The 14,506-nt window shown below is 54.0% G+C and carries 14 protein-coding genes; 7 read left to right on the top strand and 7 right to left on the bottom strand.

All coding sequences use genetic code 11. The features are described from left to right. The first annotated feature begins 136 nt into the window (after positions 1–136). The gene (locus tag Q0W94_RS04445; protein WP_297761675.1) at positions 137–2,899 is read left to right on the top strand and encodes an SMC family ATPase; all 2,763 of its coding nucleotides are present in this window, start codon (positions 137–139) and stop codon (positions 2,897–2,899) included. Here Q0W94_RS04445 and Q0W94_RS04440 read toward each other — a convergent pair. Both Q0W94_RS04440 and Q0W94_RS04435 read right to left on the bottom strand, forming a co-directional pair. Beyond that, positions 2,896–3,033 (bottom strand): hypothetical protein, encoded by a 138-nt coding sequence (locus tag Q0W94_RS04440; RefSeq protein WP_024125599.1) that lies wholly within the window; start codon positions 3,031–3,033, stop codon positions 2,896–2,898. The two genes, Q0W94_RS04445 and Q0W94_RS04440, sit on opposite strands and share 4 nt — an antisense overlap. Positions 3,034–3,210: 177 nt before the next feature. Then, the gene (locus Q0W94_RS04435; RefSeq protein ID WP_297761672.1) at positions 3,211–4,152 is read right to left on the bottom strand and encodes a glycosyltransferase; all 942 of its coding nucleotides are present in this window, start codon (positions 4,150–4,152) and stop codon (positions 3,211–3,213) included. Between the two features lie 115 nt (positions 4,153–4,267). Between Q0W94_RS04435 and Q0W94_RS04430 the strand changes: the two genes are divergently transcribed. Continuing rightward, a complete protein-coding gene (locus tag Q0W94_RS04430) occupies positions 4,268–5,239 on the top strand; it encodes an SPOR domain-containing protein (RefSeq protein ID WP_297761670.1) in 972 nt (323 codons plus the stop codon). Here Q0W94_RS04430 and Q0W94_RS04425 read toward each other — a convergent pair. From Q0W94_RS04425 to Q0W94_RS04415, 3 genes are read right to left on the bottom strand one after another with little or no spacing between them, the layout of a single operon-like run. Then, entirely contained in the window at positions 5,236–6,813 is a 1,578-nt protein-coding gene (locus tag Q0W94_RS04425; RefSeq protein ID WP_297761668.1) for a right-handed parallel beta-helix repeat-containing protein, read from the bottom strand. The two genes, Q0W94_RS04430 and Q0W94_RS04425, sit on opposite strands and share 4 nt — an antisense overlap. Then, entirely contained in the window at positions 6,777–6,974 is a 198-nt protein-coding gene (locus Q0W94_RS04420) for a lipopolysaccharide assembly protein LapA domain-containing protein (RefSeq protein ID WP_297761665.1), read from the bottom strand. The genes Q0W94_RS04425 and Q0W94_RS04420 overlap by 37 nt, the downstream gene beginning before the upstream one ends. Further along, a complete protein-coding gene (locus Q0W94_RS04415; protein ID WP_297761662.1) occupies positions 6,975–7,199 on the bottom strand; it encodes a hypothetical protein in 225 nt (74 codons plus the stop codon). Between the two features lie 261 nt (positions 7,200–7,460). Between Q0W94_RS04415 and Q0W94_RS04410 the strand changes: the two genes are divergently transcribed. The 5 genes from Q0W94_RS04410 (at position 7,461) to Q0W94_RS04390 (ending at position 12,680) form a co-directional block, all read left to right on the top strand. Next, positions 7,461–9,485 carry a GspE/PulE family protein gene (locus Q0W94_RS04410; RefSeq protein WP_297761659.1) on the top strand — a complete coding sequence of 675 codons (2,025 nt, stop codon included), beginning with the start codon at positions 7,461–7,463 and terminating at the stop codon, positions 9,483–9,485. A gap of 69 nt (positions 9,486–9,554) precedes the next feature. Next, complete coding sequence (locus Q0W94_RS04405; RefSeq protein ID WP_297761656.1) at positions 9,555–10,652, top strand: type IV pilus twitching motility protein PilT; 1,098 nt, start codon at positions 9,555–9,557, stop codon at positions 10,650–10,652. A 50-nt stretch (positions 10,653–10,702) separates the two neighbouring features. Beyond that, positions 10,703–11,923 carry a type II secretion system F family protein gene (locus tag Q0W94_RS04400; protein ID WP_297761653.1) on the top strand — a complete coding sequence of 407 codons (1,221 nt, stop codon included), beginning with the start codon at positions 10,703–10,705 and terminating at the stop codon, positions 11,921–11,923. Positions 11,924–11,931: 8 nt separating this feature from the next. Then, positions 11,932–12,411 (top strand): J domain-containing protein, encoded by a 480-nt coding sequence (locus tag Q0W94_RS04395; protein WP_297761650.1) that lies wholly within the window; start codon positions 11,932–11,934, stop codon positions 12,409–12,411. Next, positions 12,408–12,680, top strand: a complete 273-nt coding sequence (locus Q0W94_RS04390) for a DUF3143 domain-containing protein (RefSeq protein ID WP_297761647.1) — start codon at positions 12,408–12,410, stop codon at positions 12,678–12,680. The genes Q0W94_RS04395 and Q0W94_RS04390 overlap by 4 nt, the downstream gene beginning before the upstream one ends. Before the next feature lie 6 nt (positions 12,681–12,686). Here the strand turns inward: Q0W94_RS04390 and Q0W94_RS04385 are convergent, their stop codons facing one another. Both Q0W94_RS04385 and Q0W94_RS04380 read right to left on the bottom strand, forming a co-directional pair. Then, the gene (locus tag Q0W94_RS04385; RefSeq protein WP_297761643.1) at positions 12,687–13,025 is read right to left on the bottom strand and encodes a hypothetical protein; all 339 of its coding nucleotides are present in this window, start codon (positions 13,023–13,025) and stop codon (positions 12,687–12,689) included. Positions 13,026–13,332: 307 nt separating this feature from the next. Further along, a complete protein-coding gene (locus Q0W94_RS04380) occupies positions 13,333–14,484 on the bottom strand; it encodes a cysteine desulfurase family protein (protein ID WP_297761640.1) in 1,152 nt (383 codons plus the stop codon). Positions 14,485–14,506 lie beyond the last annotated feature (22 nt).

Here is a 14,506-nt window from a genome sequence, read left to right as displayed (position 1 = left end):
TAGATGACTGAGATCCAGCCTAAGGAAAATCATCAGACAATGGCAACTTTATTCAAGAAGACTTAAGCCCTAGTAAACTTTTGTAAAAGTATGGATCGTTTTCTACATATCGAATGCCTGCTAATGGAGACATCCCGTGGAAATTCAGTGCCTGACCCTAAAAAACTTTAAGACCCACCGCGATCGCACCTTTGAGTTTATGCCCGGTGTGAATGTCATCTGTGGTGAGAATGGTGCAGGCAAAACCAGTATTTTTGAAGCGATCGCTTGGGTCCTCTTTGATGCAACATCGGGCTATGGCAGTGGCTTTAATAAGGCCATTATTCGCAGGGGCACTCAGCGTGCCGAAGCCATCGTCCAGTTTATCTCCGCAGCCGATGGTCGCTCCTACATCGTGCGCCGCAATACGCAGACGGGCTACTCAATTGTTGATCCCCAAGTGGGGGAACTGGGTCTGTCTTTGCGTGAAGACGTCCACGCTTGGTTGCAGGAACAGCTCGGTATCCGCAGTGCCTTTCCCCTCAAAGATCTCTTTGAGCAGATCATTGGCATTCCCCAAGGAATGATGACAGCGGATTTTCTCAAACCACCAGCACAGCGGCGTCAAATTTTTGAACCCATTTTGCAGGTGAGTGATTATCGCCAAGCCTTTGACAATGCCCTCGCCCTCGTGAATTTTTCTCAAGAGCAGGTGGCATCCCTAGAGCGCCAGTTGGCTGTCCAGAACCAGGAATTGGCCACGCGATCGCAGTATGAACAACAGGAAACCGCCTTGGCCGCGGAGCTAGAGCGCGATCGCCAGCGGTGCGAGGAACTACGCCAGGAATGTCAGGCCTTGGCCGCTGAAAAACAGGAATACGAAGCTGCCGTTGAAACGCTGAACCGTCTTCAGCAAACCTGCGCACGCCTCGAAGCCCAACTGCAGCGGCAGGAGGAACTGTGTCGCGATCGCCAGCACCAGTTGACCGCTGCCCGCGAAAGTCAAGCCCAGTGCCAGCAATTACAATCCGACTACAATCGCTATCGTCAGCAGGAGGCTCGCTGCCAAGAACTCGACCAGCAACTGCGGGGACGGACTGCCCTTGAGCAAAACATTCGCCAACTGGAGCAGCAGCAACAACAGCTAGCCACCCAATTAGCCAGTATTGAAAGCCAACGCCAAGCCATCGCCACCATTGCCAGCCAACTCGCTGACCTGGAACCCCAAATTGCCGCCGCCGAATCCCTCGATGCCGAGATTGCTCCCCTTGAGGCACGCTACCAGCAAGCCCAACAGGCGGATCAAGAACTACGCCACCTCAAGCAACAAGCGGCAATGCTACAAACCCGCCTTGAGGAAATTGGCCAACAAGTGCAAGCCCTAGAGCAACAGCGCCCCTTAGCCGCCACCTTGAGTGCTAAACAAGCGGAACGGGAGCGACTCCAGGCCCAACTGAACCATGCCACCGCCGCCCATGCCTTTGCTGCTACCCTGGATCCCATCCTCAATACAGCGCAAAGCCAAGCCGCAGCAACTGACGCCCTTGTGACGGCAGCCATTACAGGCCTCACGGCCGCTCAGCAATTTTCCGGCGTTGCCGCCGCTATTCAAGAGGGGCTAGGGGCACTCCAACAGCTCCAGCAGAACTATCACTGGCTTTTGGATCAACTCATGGCACTGCGACAAACCCTCAGCGATCCCGCAGCTATTCCTGCCCTCAACCAGAGGGTAAAACAGTTAGAAGCTGACATTGCCCTGGCTGCCGCCGCAGAGCGATCGCTCTTGCAGGCCCAAGCCCTTGCGGAGGAACGCAGCCGTTTAGAAGCAGAGCTAAGGCAGTTAAGGGATCGCCAGCAAACCCTAGAACCCCTCAGCCAAGCACTGGCTGATCTCAAACACCGCCTGAACACATTACGCCAAGAACGAGCCAACCTTGGTCAACCCCATGCCCAGCGGCAACTGTTACTGGAGCAGCAGGCAGCAGCCCCCCAATTGGAAGCAGACTACGAGCGTTTGTGCAGCGAACAGGCCAGCCTCCAAGCTCGCCTCACTCCCCTCTATGAAGAACACCAACGCTACGCCGCCCTCGAAGAACAGCGGCAACAGCTGAGGGATGAACTAGCCAGACTACGTCCCAGCTATGATACCTATCTCCAACATCAGCAGCAGGCTGCCCAAGTAGAGACCTATGAAGCGGCCCTGAGAACAGCGACCCAAGAAGCCAATGGGTTAAAAGCTGCCCTCGCCAAAGCTCAAGCAGAGTACAAAGCCCAGGAGCAGAAGGTGGATTTAGCGGCTTTGAAAGCTGTTCGCGATCGCTACGAGAACCTACACCGTGAGTATCAACGGTACCTTGGTGCCATTCCCGAAAAGGAAAAGCAGTACCAAAACTGTCTGGCAACCCTAAAGCATCTCGATGAAGTCGCCGCCGCAAAGGAAGAGACGCTGCAAAAATTGCTAGCAGCACAAAAGCACCATCATTTGATTGAGACCGCCCGCGGCATTTTTAACAAGAGCGGTCCTCGGGTCAGTGCAGCCTATCTGCACACCGTCTCTGCCGAAGCCGATCGCCTGCTGCGGGAGCTCCTTAACCGCCCTGACGTGGCGCTCCAATGGACATCGGACTACGAAATTCAAGTGAATGAAGGCGGTTACTGGCGGCCCTTCAAAAGCCTCTCGGGGGGTGAGCAAATGTGTGCTGCCCTTGCGGTGCGCCTTGCCCTGCTACGGGTACTCGTGAACACCGACATTGCCTTTTTTGATGAGCCAACCACCAATATGGATCAAGTGCGCCGCCAACAACTGGCCGAGAGCCTCAGCAACCTCAAAAGTTTTCATCAACTTTTTGTCATTAGCCACGATGAAACCTTTGAAGCCCTCACCGAGCACACGATCCACCTGGAGCGATCGCGCCCTTAGGCGTAAGCGGTGTGGAGTGCCCACCAAATCAGGGCTGCAATAAAGCCAAGAATCAAAACAGCTGAAATCGCGATCATCGCCGGGCTGTCGGCACCATCAAACTTCATAATGCCGCGATTAAAATCCGTGGCCATAGGAATAAACTCCAAGCACCATTGAATCCACAGTAACCAAATTAATTTTAGGCTGCTTTTTTTGACAGTGGCTTAAGGATAACGAGTTGTTACGATTGATGGCACGCCGTGACAGACTCCAACGCTCACCGCTGCCCTATGGGCCGGCTGCGCAACGGTAGAGGGTGGGGTGCCCACCTAGGAGCTAACCTGTTGCAGTAGCCACAGCCAAGTTCCAAAGAGCCAACGCAAGCCTTGCCAGCGGCGCGATCGCCCCAAAGCAACTACCTGCGGCAGAGTCAACAGCTGGTAAACCGCCTGTGCCCGTTGCCACTGCCCTCGGCGCAAAAATCGCCATGTTCCCGCCAAGATAAACTGGTGAAAAAAGTCACACTGGCACTGCCGTAGTTCCGCTGGTGAGAGAATAGATAAATCAGCGGCGGCGGCAAAAATACGCCCTAGCGTGGCCAAGGTCTGGGCTTGGAACATTCCCATCGTCAGGGCTTGATCGTGGATCGTGTAGGCGGCGGTGGCGCAGGGAACGGTGTAAACACCCTTTTGGGCGAAGAATCGTAGCCACTGGTAGAGGTCTGTGGCTTCGCCGTAGGCGGGATCAAAATAGCCGACCTCCTCGAGGAGCGATCGCCGCCAGATCAAGGCTGGAAACCGCACAAATGAAGAATGACGCAGCAATTGCCTGAGGGCTTGAGCCGGGGGGAGCCATCCTTGCCGGCGGGGTATCTGCCGTCGCAAACAGCGCTGATGGGAATCTACCAGATGCACCCCAAAGAGAAAGACATCAAACTGGCTGCCGTACCTGCGGAGGGTTGCTAGAATTGTCGTGATTCCTTGGGGGAGTAGGTAATCATCATCGTGCAACAGCAGGATAAACTCCCCGGCGGCCCTGGCCAAACTCGCATTCCAGTTGCCCACCATTCCTAGGCGTTGGGCATTGTGCTGGTAGTGCCAGTGGCCTGACCAGGGAGCGAGCAAATCCTGTACGGCTGTTAGCGTGGCAGAATCATCCGTAATGATAATTTGCACTTGATCGTGGTACTCACGGGGCAATGCTGCCACCACTGAGCGCACCCCTTCCACCAGTCCTTGGGGGCGGTTATAGGCGGGAATGCAAACACTCAAGAGTGGGAGTTTGTGGCATTTTGGCGAACTTGCACAGGTTGTTGCATAATCCATGGGGGTAGTGCGTTAACTCAAACTCAAAGGACTCTAGGGCACTGTTTTCGGAGCGATTGCTATGACCTCTGCCACCGTCGATCGCCAACGTTTACAAGCGGCTTTGGCTTGCCTCAACCTTAGTTTAGAGGCAGAACTCACCCAATATCGCTGCCATCGCATGGTGCAAGCCCATTCGCCCTTTGAGGCACTGCCTGTTGACCCATCTGCGATCGCCCCAGAGCCGACTGTTTCCCCGACCGCTACCGCAACACCTATTGCCCAAACCGTTGCTCCCGTTGTCAATTCCTTAGCACCCACACCTGAGACAACACCCACCACCGCTGAACACACCAATGAAGAACTTGCCGATTCATTTTTCGAGTTTGATCCCACAGAGTTAGCAGAACTCTTACCCCCGTCCTATGCCAGTGATCCCCCCACCCCCCAAACGCCCTCCCCAACAAAGCGCCCCTTTGCCTCCACCCGTGAGCTGCTCAAGCAGGCACGAAAAAATCAACAGCGTCCTTGGTTTCAGCGGCACGAAAGCAATAGTCAACATCTTGTGCAACGCTGGTTCATTGTGGTTGGCATTCTTGCCGGGTTGAGTGGCGCAACCCTGTGGTGGTTCAACCGCCGATCCGCTCCCGTTGCCACGGAATCACCCGCCCCCACCCCTGCAACCCCAACGGCAGCATCACCCACGGTTGGCCCGGATATGAGTGCCCGGGAGTTTCCCGATGTCAATCGCAGCACCCTTGCTCAATTGGAACCTGCGGCTAGTCCAGCTCCGAGTGCATCACCCCCCCCTACGACCAGCCCAGCCTCCTCTGAACCTGAGCCTACGCCCCAGATTTTTGTCGAAAAAACGCCCAATGGCCGCTACTATGTGCTGGCTTCCTACAGGGAGCCTGCGGACTTGAAGAAAATGCAGGCGGTTGTCCCCGATGCCTTTTTGGTGGGTAGTGGCAATCAAACGAAGATCCAACTGGGGATGTTTGTGGATGAGGCCTCCGCCCAGGCCTTGATGAATCAGGTGCGCAGTCGCCTCTAGGGGATGATCCAGCGATCGCTGGGATGGCTATATCGCTCTTGCCACTGTGACCAGGTGACATTTTCCCCCTCTAGGCGAAAGGGGTAGGGAGCTTCACTCCACCAGTGGTTATCCTCGAGTCTCAGTGTCTGCAGGAAGGCTTCCCCCTTGAGGGTTGTCAGGAGCACCTCTTGGCGGCTGCCAATCCAATTGCCCTCTAGGTGCCAATTTTGGGAACTAATCGTGACTGGTGCTCCCGTCTCTGGCAGGTTGATCGTTCGCGGTGCAGGATCGCGGACACCAATCTGTGGACCCCGATTTTCCCAAATCCAATTGCGGCGCAGGGTCACATGGGCCGCTGCCCAGCCAAAAATGCCCGGCGTCTGTAAATAGTTGGGGGCGATGCTGTAGTTATAGGCAATCAAGGAATCTTCAATTGTGACTGGCCCCGTACCCGCCTCTAGAAAAAGACCCACTACGGCATTACCGACAAATTGCGATCGCCGAATCTCGACGTTTTGATTATCGGTGTCAAGCCACAGACCGGCTGCTTGATTCGCAATGGCGCGGTAGCGATCAAAGACGGCACGGCGCAGATGAAAGTATTTCTCCCCCGCATCCCAATCGTAAAAGCCTGCCCATGCCCCCCGCCAATTATTCCCTTGAACAAGCACCTGTTGGACTGTGAAGTCCTGCAAGTGAGCCCCCGCCATGCCCCGCCAGCCATTTTGGAGAAACTGCGTTCGCTCCACCCGCAGGCGATCGCTCTGGTGACTTTCGAGGCCGCCCCAATTATTGGCCCAAAAAGTACAGTCTTTGACCTCAATGTCATGGCTGCGTTCAATGCGCACCGCCTGGGTAAATGTGCCGCCATAGTGTTCAAAGCGTAACCCCACCAAACTGATCAAACCACTGTCTAAAATTCGTAAAGCCTCACGGTGAACAGCGACTTCTAATTCACTGGGTGAGACGCCGGCAGGCAGTGCCACATACAGTTGGTGCTGGGCATCATCCACGTAGAAATCCTGACCCTGTAACTCACCTAAGGAGAGCCGCTGCCGCAGGGGAGTATCTTGCCACCACACCAGTTCGCCCCGCTGCGCCACGGGGGGTAACTCAATATCAAACGCTGTCCACGGATTACCCGAAAAGCCCCAAGCCAGTGTCCAAGGGTGACGGTAAATGGTGAAGTTCGAGGTACTAGAGACCACTTGCCAATCTGACCATCGTTGACTGCCGCGCAAAATCACGCGATCGCCCGCCCTGGCCAGCAGTCGCAGGGGCGTCTGCCGATCACGAATCGTACCCAGGGCCTCCCGATAAATCCCGCCATGAATGTAAATCTCGGTGGGGCGATCCTGCCTCTGTGCCCAGGCCAAAGCAGCGCCAATGGTGCGAAAAGGGGTTGCTGGCATTCCCTTGCCCGCATCAGTGGCTTGGGGATGCACCGGATTTACCTCTAGGATCAAGGGTGACGCTGCAACGGCTGCAATTTTTGGTTGCACCGTCAAAATGAAAAAAATGAGAACAAGCCAAAGGGCAAGAATAGAGTGCCACTTCATCGCCGCAGCGACTGGGCTAAATAGGGTAGCCACAGGGCGATCGCTGCCACAAAGACCAGCAGCAGGCCAAGGGGCATCTCAATGGATTGCCAAAATAAAAATTTTAGGGACACCGCTTTTGCGTTCTGTACTGAAAAGAGGGCGATCGCCCCACTGCTGATCATCGAGAGTAAAAAGAGCAAAAAGCGGCGCATTTATTTTTTTCTCTCCGCTTGTTCTACTTGGCGAATCATCTCCTCCGTCTTATGGTAGCGGTTATAGGTACTAAACCCCGTAAACATTCCCTTGAGAAAGCCATTCAATTGCTCGCGGCTACTGGCACTCGCCGTGCTCAAAGGCGCTGGCAAAAAGCGATCGCCAAAACCGACAAAGACCAAACTAACCACCAGTAGGGGCAAAATCACGTCTTTGACACGCATAGAGCAAACCTCCACAGGATCATGAGGGAATTGAGAGGACGCGCTAACAGGGAGAAAAGATAACTAGTAGTTTCTAATGTGCCGCAGGACTATCAATCATTTTCAGCCTATGCAAAACCTAGCGATCGCGGTTGGGAAACGTTCATAAAAAGAATTGTCAACAAAAATGTCAATAAAAATAAACCGTGAAAATACCCATTAAATCTCTGGGAAGGTTGTTGCTACTATAGTAGGCAAGTCATCCAGACCCCAATGCGCCCTATGGTCAACACATCCCCATCGTCCTCTCGCAAAGCACTTACCGTGCGGGGTAGAGCCGCTAGCCCCACAGAACGTGCCATTGTTGCCTCCGGTTACGCCAGTATCGATCAAGTCCGGGAAGCAATGAACACCGCCCGCAAAACCGGCAAGTCCCTAGTCGCCGTGTTGCAGGAGATGACGGGCACCACCATGCCCCCCGATGTGTTACGCCAGTACCACAAGCAGCAGCTTTTTGAACTCAAAGTGATCTATGGGGTTGATTGCCTTGATCCCGAACTCAATCGTTTTCCCACCGAGCAAATCGAGGAACTGATCAACACAATTGTACCCATTGATACCTGCCGCACCTATCAAGTCATCCCCATTGCCAAGCACCTCGATGCCGACCCCCCCTATCTATTGGTGGCGATGGTGGATCCCGACAACCTCCAAGCCATTGACAACCTCACCCGTCTGCTGCGCAGTCACAACCTCACGCTCAAACGGATGGTGATTACCCTAGAGGACTACCAGCGCCTCATTGATCCGATTCTCAATAAACAGGTGGCAGAAACCACCGCCAGCAAAAATGCCCCGGCGGCGATCGGTGAAATCAACATCGAAGAAGATGTTGAAGCCATCGGCGGCCTCGAAGAGATTGAAGGGGAGCAGGAGGTTGACCTAGCCGAAGCCCTCAGAGGAGCAGAGGACGCGCCGATTATTGCCCTTGTGAACAAAATCCTAGCCAAAGCCCTCACGGAAGGGGTGTCTGACATCCACGTTGAACCCCAGGAAGAATACCTACGGATTCGTTTCCGCAAAGATGGGGTGCTGCACCAAGCCTTTGACCCCCTGCCGAAAAAAATCGTGCCAGCGGTGGTTTCTCGCTTCAAAATCTTGGCGGACCTCGACATTGCTGAGCGGCGTGCCCCCCAAGATGGCCGCATTCGTAAAATGTTCCAGGGTCGACGCGTGGACTTCCGGGTAAATACCCTGCCCAGCCGTTGGGGCGAAAAAGTCTGTTTGCGGATTTTGGATAATTCCGCCACCCAGTTGGGCTTGGATAAACTGATCACGGACCCAGAGAGTCTTGCCATTGTCCGTGAAATGACGAAGCGCCCCTTTGGCTTAATTCTGGTGACCGGTCCCACGGGTTCAGGGAAAACAACAACCCTCTACTCTGCCCTTGCTGAGTGCAATAGCCCCGGTGTCAATATCAGTACCGCGGAAGACCCGATTGAATACACCCTGCCTGGCTTAACACAGGTGCAGGTGATTCGGGAAAAAGGGATGGACTTTGCCTCAATTCTACGTGCCTTTCTTCGCCAAGACCCGGATGTGATTCTGGTGGGGGAAACCCGCGACAAGGAAACCGCAAAAACCGCTATTGAGGCTGCCTTAACGGGTCACTTAGTTCTGACGACACTACACACCAACGATGCCCCGAGCGCGATCGCCCGTCTTTCCGAAATGGGCATTGAACCTTTTATGGTTTCGGCTTCCCTAATTGGCGTGGTGGCACAGCGGTTAATGCGGCGAGTCTGTAGTGAGTGTCGCATTCCCTACACCCCCACCCCCGAAGAGCTGGCACGCTTTGGACTCTCGGCTTCCAAGGACGTCAACCTCACCCTCTACAAAGCCAATAAACTCACCCCCGAGCAGATTCAAGCAGCCAAGGCCAGTGGCCAGCCCATCTGCAGTAAATGTGGTGGTGTAGGCTACAAAGGGCGTGTTGGCGTCTACGAAATTATGCGAGTCACCGAGCGGTTGCAACGCTTAATTACAGAAGGTGCCCCCACCGAGCAAATTAAAGAAGCTGCCGTGGAAGAGGGCATGAAAACCCTGTTGGCCTACAGCTTGGAGCTTGTTAAACAGGGACTGACGACCCTTGAGGAGGTGGAGCGGGTTACCTTTACAGACACTGGGCTAGAGGCAGAGCTGAAAGCCAAGCGGAAGAGCTCGCTGACCTGTCGCGGTTGTGGCGCCGAACTAGCACCTGAGTGGCTGGATTGTCCCTATTGCATGACTCCCCGCTTTCTGGATTAAACCAGCAGTGAAGTTGCAGGAAACTAAAGCTAGACAGTAACCTTTTAACGACTAAACGAGGAGCACCCTATGGAGTTGATGATTGAGGATCTCATGGAGCAGGTCGTGGCCAACGGTGGTTCAGACCTGCACATTTCAGCAGGTATCCCCCCCTACGTGCGCATCAGCGGTAAATTAACCCCTATGGATTACGAGCCCCTCACCCCAGAGCAATGCCAGCGCCTGATCTTCAGCATGCTCAACAATAGCCAACGCAAGCACCTAGAGCAAAACTGGGAGTTGGACTGCTCCTATGGTGTGCGGGGTTTAGCGCGGTTCCGCGTCAATGTGTATAAAGACCGGGGTACCTATGCCGCCTGCCTGCGGGCTTTAAGTTCCAAGATCCCCACCTTTGAACAATTGGGATTGCCCAATATCGTTCGCGAAATGAGTGAGCGGCCACGGGGCCTGATTCTGGTGACTGGGCCGACAGGATCAGGAAAAACCACAACCTTGGCGGCAATGATTGACCTGATCAACAAAACCCGTGCCGAGCATATTCTGACCATTGAAGACCCCATTGAGTTTGTCTATGAACCGATCAAGAGCCTGATCCATCAGCGGCAGGTGGGCGAAGACACCAAGAGTTTTGCCAATGCCCTGCGGGCAGCGCTGCGGGAAGACCCGGACATTATCCTGGTGGGTGAGATGCGTGACCTGGAAACGATTCAGCTTGCCATCTCAGCAGCGGAAACGGGTCACTTGGTGATGGGCACTTTGCATACCAGTTCAGCAGCTCAAACCGTTGACCGCATGGTGGATGTGTTTCCCCCTGAGCAGCAACAGCAAATTCGTGTCCAGTTGTCCAACTCGTTGGTGGCGGTCTTCAGCCAAACACTGGTGCCCAAAAAGAATCCGAAGCCCGGTGAATTCGGGCGGATTATGGCCCAAGAGATCATGGTAGTGACCCCTGCGATCTCCAACCTGATTCGCGAAGGCAAGACATCGCAGATTTATTCGGCAATTCAAACGGGCGGTAAGCTGGGGATGCAAACCCTCGAAAAAGTCCTCGCCGATTACTATCGTGCGGGGGTAATTACCTATGAGGCAGCAATGGCCAAATCTTCACGTCCAGATGAGCTGCAACGTCTTATTGGGGCAGGTGCACCTGCGGCGGCAGTGCGCTAGGGAGCCGTCAGCGAGCACACCAGATGAATCTGAGAGAGAGGTAGTGAGTCATGGCAACCTATGAGGTGCGGATACGAGATGCCCAAGGCAAATACAGAACGGTACGTGAGGAAGCCTCAACCCCTCGAGAGGCCCGCATGGCTTTGCAGTTGCAAGGGGTACAGGTTCTAGAGGTCAAAGAGGCTCAGAAATTTACTCTCAAGTCGGATCTCGACCTGAGCTTCCTTGCCAAAATTACAGTGAAGGATCGGGCAATCTTTGCTCGTCAGTTTGCGGCACTGGTGAATGCCGGTGTGGCCTTGGTGCGCGGGATCGCTGTTTTGGCTGACCAATGTACTAACCCCAAACTGAAGAAAATCCTCATGGCGGTTAACAATGATATTCAACAGGGGAGTACCCTAGCCGATGCCATGCGCCCCCACCCAGAGGCCTTTGACAACCTATTTGTGGCGATGATCCAAGCGGGGGAAACAGGGGGGGTTCTCGACGAAGTGCTCAACCGTCTCTCAAAATTACTGGAGGATCAGGCTCGCCTCAACAACCAGATTAAGTCGGCTTTGACCTATCCCGTGGTGGTGGGTCTGCTGGCGGTGGGTATCTTCCTAGGGATGGTGATTTTTCTGATTCCTGTGTTTGAGGGGATTTTTAAACAGTTGGGAGGTGAGTTGCCTCCCTTTACAGCCATGATGGTGGCTCTTAGTCAATTCCTGCGCACACCCCAGTATATGGCATTGCTCATTGTTGCTGTCATTGCTTTGGTCTTAGGGATTCGTTTCTATTACAAAACACCTAACGGCCGCCTAACGATTGACGGCCTGTTGCTCAAGTTGCCCCTCTTTGGCGATTTGATCCAAAAAACGGCGGTGGCACGGTTTTGCCGCACCTTTGGCTCGTTGTCCCGTTCGGGGGTGCCGATTTTGCGCTCCCTGGAGATTGTAAGTGCCACAGCGGGAAACCAAGTGATCTCCAATGCCATTGATCGCGCTGCGAAGCAAGTCCAGACAGGGGGGATGTTGAGCCTTGCACTGCAACAGGAACGGGTCTTTCCGGTTCTAGCCACCCAGATGATTAACGTGGGTGAGGAGACAGGGGAACTGGATAAGATGCTGATGAAGGTGGCTGACTTCTACGAAGATGAAGTGGAGCAGGCAGTGAAGGCTCTGACCAGTGTGATGGAGCCCTTGATGATTGCGGTGTTAGGGGGTATGGTAGGGTCAATTTTGGTGGCGATGTACCTGCCCATGTTCAAGATCTTCGATCTGGTCAAGTAAATCTCACTATGGCCCAGCCGTCCCCATTGCGAACCCACTACGACATTCTCGAGGTGGCGCCCACGGCCTCGTTGGCAGAGATTCGCCGTGCTTATCGGGAAAAGAGTAAGCTCTACCACCCTGATACGACGACATTGCCGCTGGCGATCGCCCGCGAGGAGTTTCATCGCCTCAATGAAGCCTACGCCGTGCTGACTAACCCAGAGCAACGGCAATGGTATGACTTGCAATTGCGCTTGCGTGGCCATCCTCAGTTGAAGCCACCCCATAGGACAGGGGTAGGTGTGGCCTCTCGCTCCCAAAGCTCTGGGCGTTCTACCAGCATTCCCTCAGAGGATCGCCCCCTCTCGCCGGGGGAGCTATTTGCCCTGTTTATCTTGGGGCTCACCTTTGTCAGTTGTCTGGTTTTGGCGGTGATTGTCGGTTTGTCCCAACAGGGGCAAGAATGGATTTTGCAAGTTGTTAGTCGTCTTTCTCAACTCGCATGAATACCTTACCGCATCCCCAAACTCCCCTGTATAATCATGCCCTGCCGCAAATTGAAGCCTGGCTACAGCAAAAGGGCTGTGTGCGAGACGAAACAGATATCCACTGTTGGGAGTTAGAGTATCCGCAGTGGTCAGCCCGGATTTGCTTGGATATTGAGGAACTTCAGGTGGTCTATCACGATCGCCTTGCGGGCAGTGTGAGTCAGCGTTCTTTTAAGTACTCCTGCCCCCGTGGGGATGTGGAAGCAGCAATTTTTGCCGGTCCCTGAACGCTGTTATATCATCATGAGCATTTCGGCTGTTGTTTCGCTGGAGGGATTGCCGATCCGTTTCAGGCCGAAAATCCAGAAAATTCGATCCTCAATGGCTATGGCTTGTTCCTTTGCGCCATTCTTCAAGAGGAGTTGGTAAGTTAGCATCAGCTTTTCAATTTCAGCCACTTGAGTGCGGACTTCCTCTTCATCTAAATAGAGGCTCTCGAGAACCGCATTCAGGTCTGCTTCGGGATCCGCCACTAAGCAAGCCCCTTCCACCACCACGGATTTGAGCTGTCCTTGATATTGCCGCAACAGACGGCGAATGGTGTAGGCAGTAACGGGCAATAATTTTGTCATGCTGCATTCCCCCAACTATTGTGTTGACATCCTTATGTGTTGGCATCTTAGGAGTTGATTTCCCGCTGTCTATTTCCGCCCATGGGCAAGTTTTGTAGGGGATCAACAGGGGATATAACTGCTTATTAAGGATTGATTTAGCGTACGTTATTATTCTATGAATTCTGTAACTGGGGATCATCCGTGATTCCACGTAAGAGCCCTTTTAGATGTGATTTAGATCACGGAAACTATGACATTGTCGGCATTTGAGAATATTGTAAATTTATATCAAGAAACTATAACTATTAAAAAATGTAAAGAATCTCTATCTCACATGGCGTAGTTGCCAAATGCTGTGGCCAATGTGCTCAAGGGCAGTATCAATGTCTGCCTCTGTCGTGGTGCGCAATAGGCCAAAGCGCAGGGAAGCGCGGGCAAGGGTGGGCGATCGCCCCAAGGCAAGCAGAACATGGGAAGGGGTAGGTTTTTCACTACTACAGGCTGCTCCCGTCGAGAGGGCGACATAGGGATAAATGGAGCGCAGCAGGGCATTGCCGTCAACCCCAGCAATACTGACATTGAGACAGTTGGGCAAACTTTGCTGCCAATCACCATTGAGGTAGATATCCCCCAAGGAAACCAACCCCTGCCAGAGTCGTTCCTTGAGATGCCACAAATAAGGAATATCCGTTGCTTGACGTTCCTGAGCCAGTTGCACCGCTGCTCCAAAGCCGACAATAAGGGGAGTGGCTAAGGTTCCCGATCGCCAGCCCTGTTCTTGAGGACCGCCGTGGAGTTGAGGCGCCAGTTGCACCCGGGGGCGATCGCGCCGCACATAGAGGGCACCAATACCCTTGGGCCCATAGAGTTTGTGGGCGGTGAGGGACATGAGATCCACCTGAAGCGCCTGAACATCCAAGGGAATTTTGCCCAGGGCCTGGGCGGCATCAGTGTGGAAGAGTACGCCGCGATCGCGACAGCGGCGACCAATCTCAGCCAAGGGTTGCAGCACGCCAATTTCATTGTTGGCAGCCATCACAGACACCAAGAGGGTCTCGGGCGTAAAGGCCTGCTCTAACTCAGCGAGATCAATCAACCCTTTTTCATTCACCCTCAGATAGGTCACCCGAAAGCCCAGGGACTCCAAATAGCGGCAGGGAGCAAGCACCGCACTGTGTTCCGTCTGTACGGTAATGATATGGCGACCGCGACTGTAGTAGGCTTCAGCCACCCCCTTAATGGCCAGATTATTGGCCTCGGTCGCACCACTGGTAAAAATAATCTCCTCTGGACGGGCATGGATGGCTGCGGCAATGGTTTCGCGGGCAACATCAATGGCGGCGGCGGCTTCCCAACCGTAGGCATGGCCACGATTACTGGGATTGCCGGGGCGATCGCTAAAATAGGGCAACATTGCTGCTAACACTTGGGGGTCCACCGGTGTAGTGGCCAGTCCATCTAAGTAAATTGGCTTCATTCCGAATCTTCCCAAAAACTCT

Origin of the sequence: Thermosynechococcus sp. (assembly GCF_025999095.1) — a bacterium.
Lineage (GTDB): Bacteria > Cyanobacteriota > Cyanobacteriia > Thermosynechococcales > Thermosynechococcaceae > Thermosynechococcus.
Note: the sequence above shows the minus strand (reverse complement) of the source record. Positions and strands in the feature narration are given on the sequence as shown.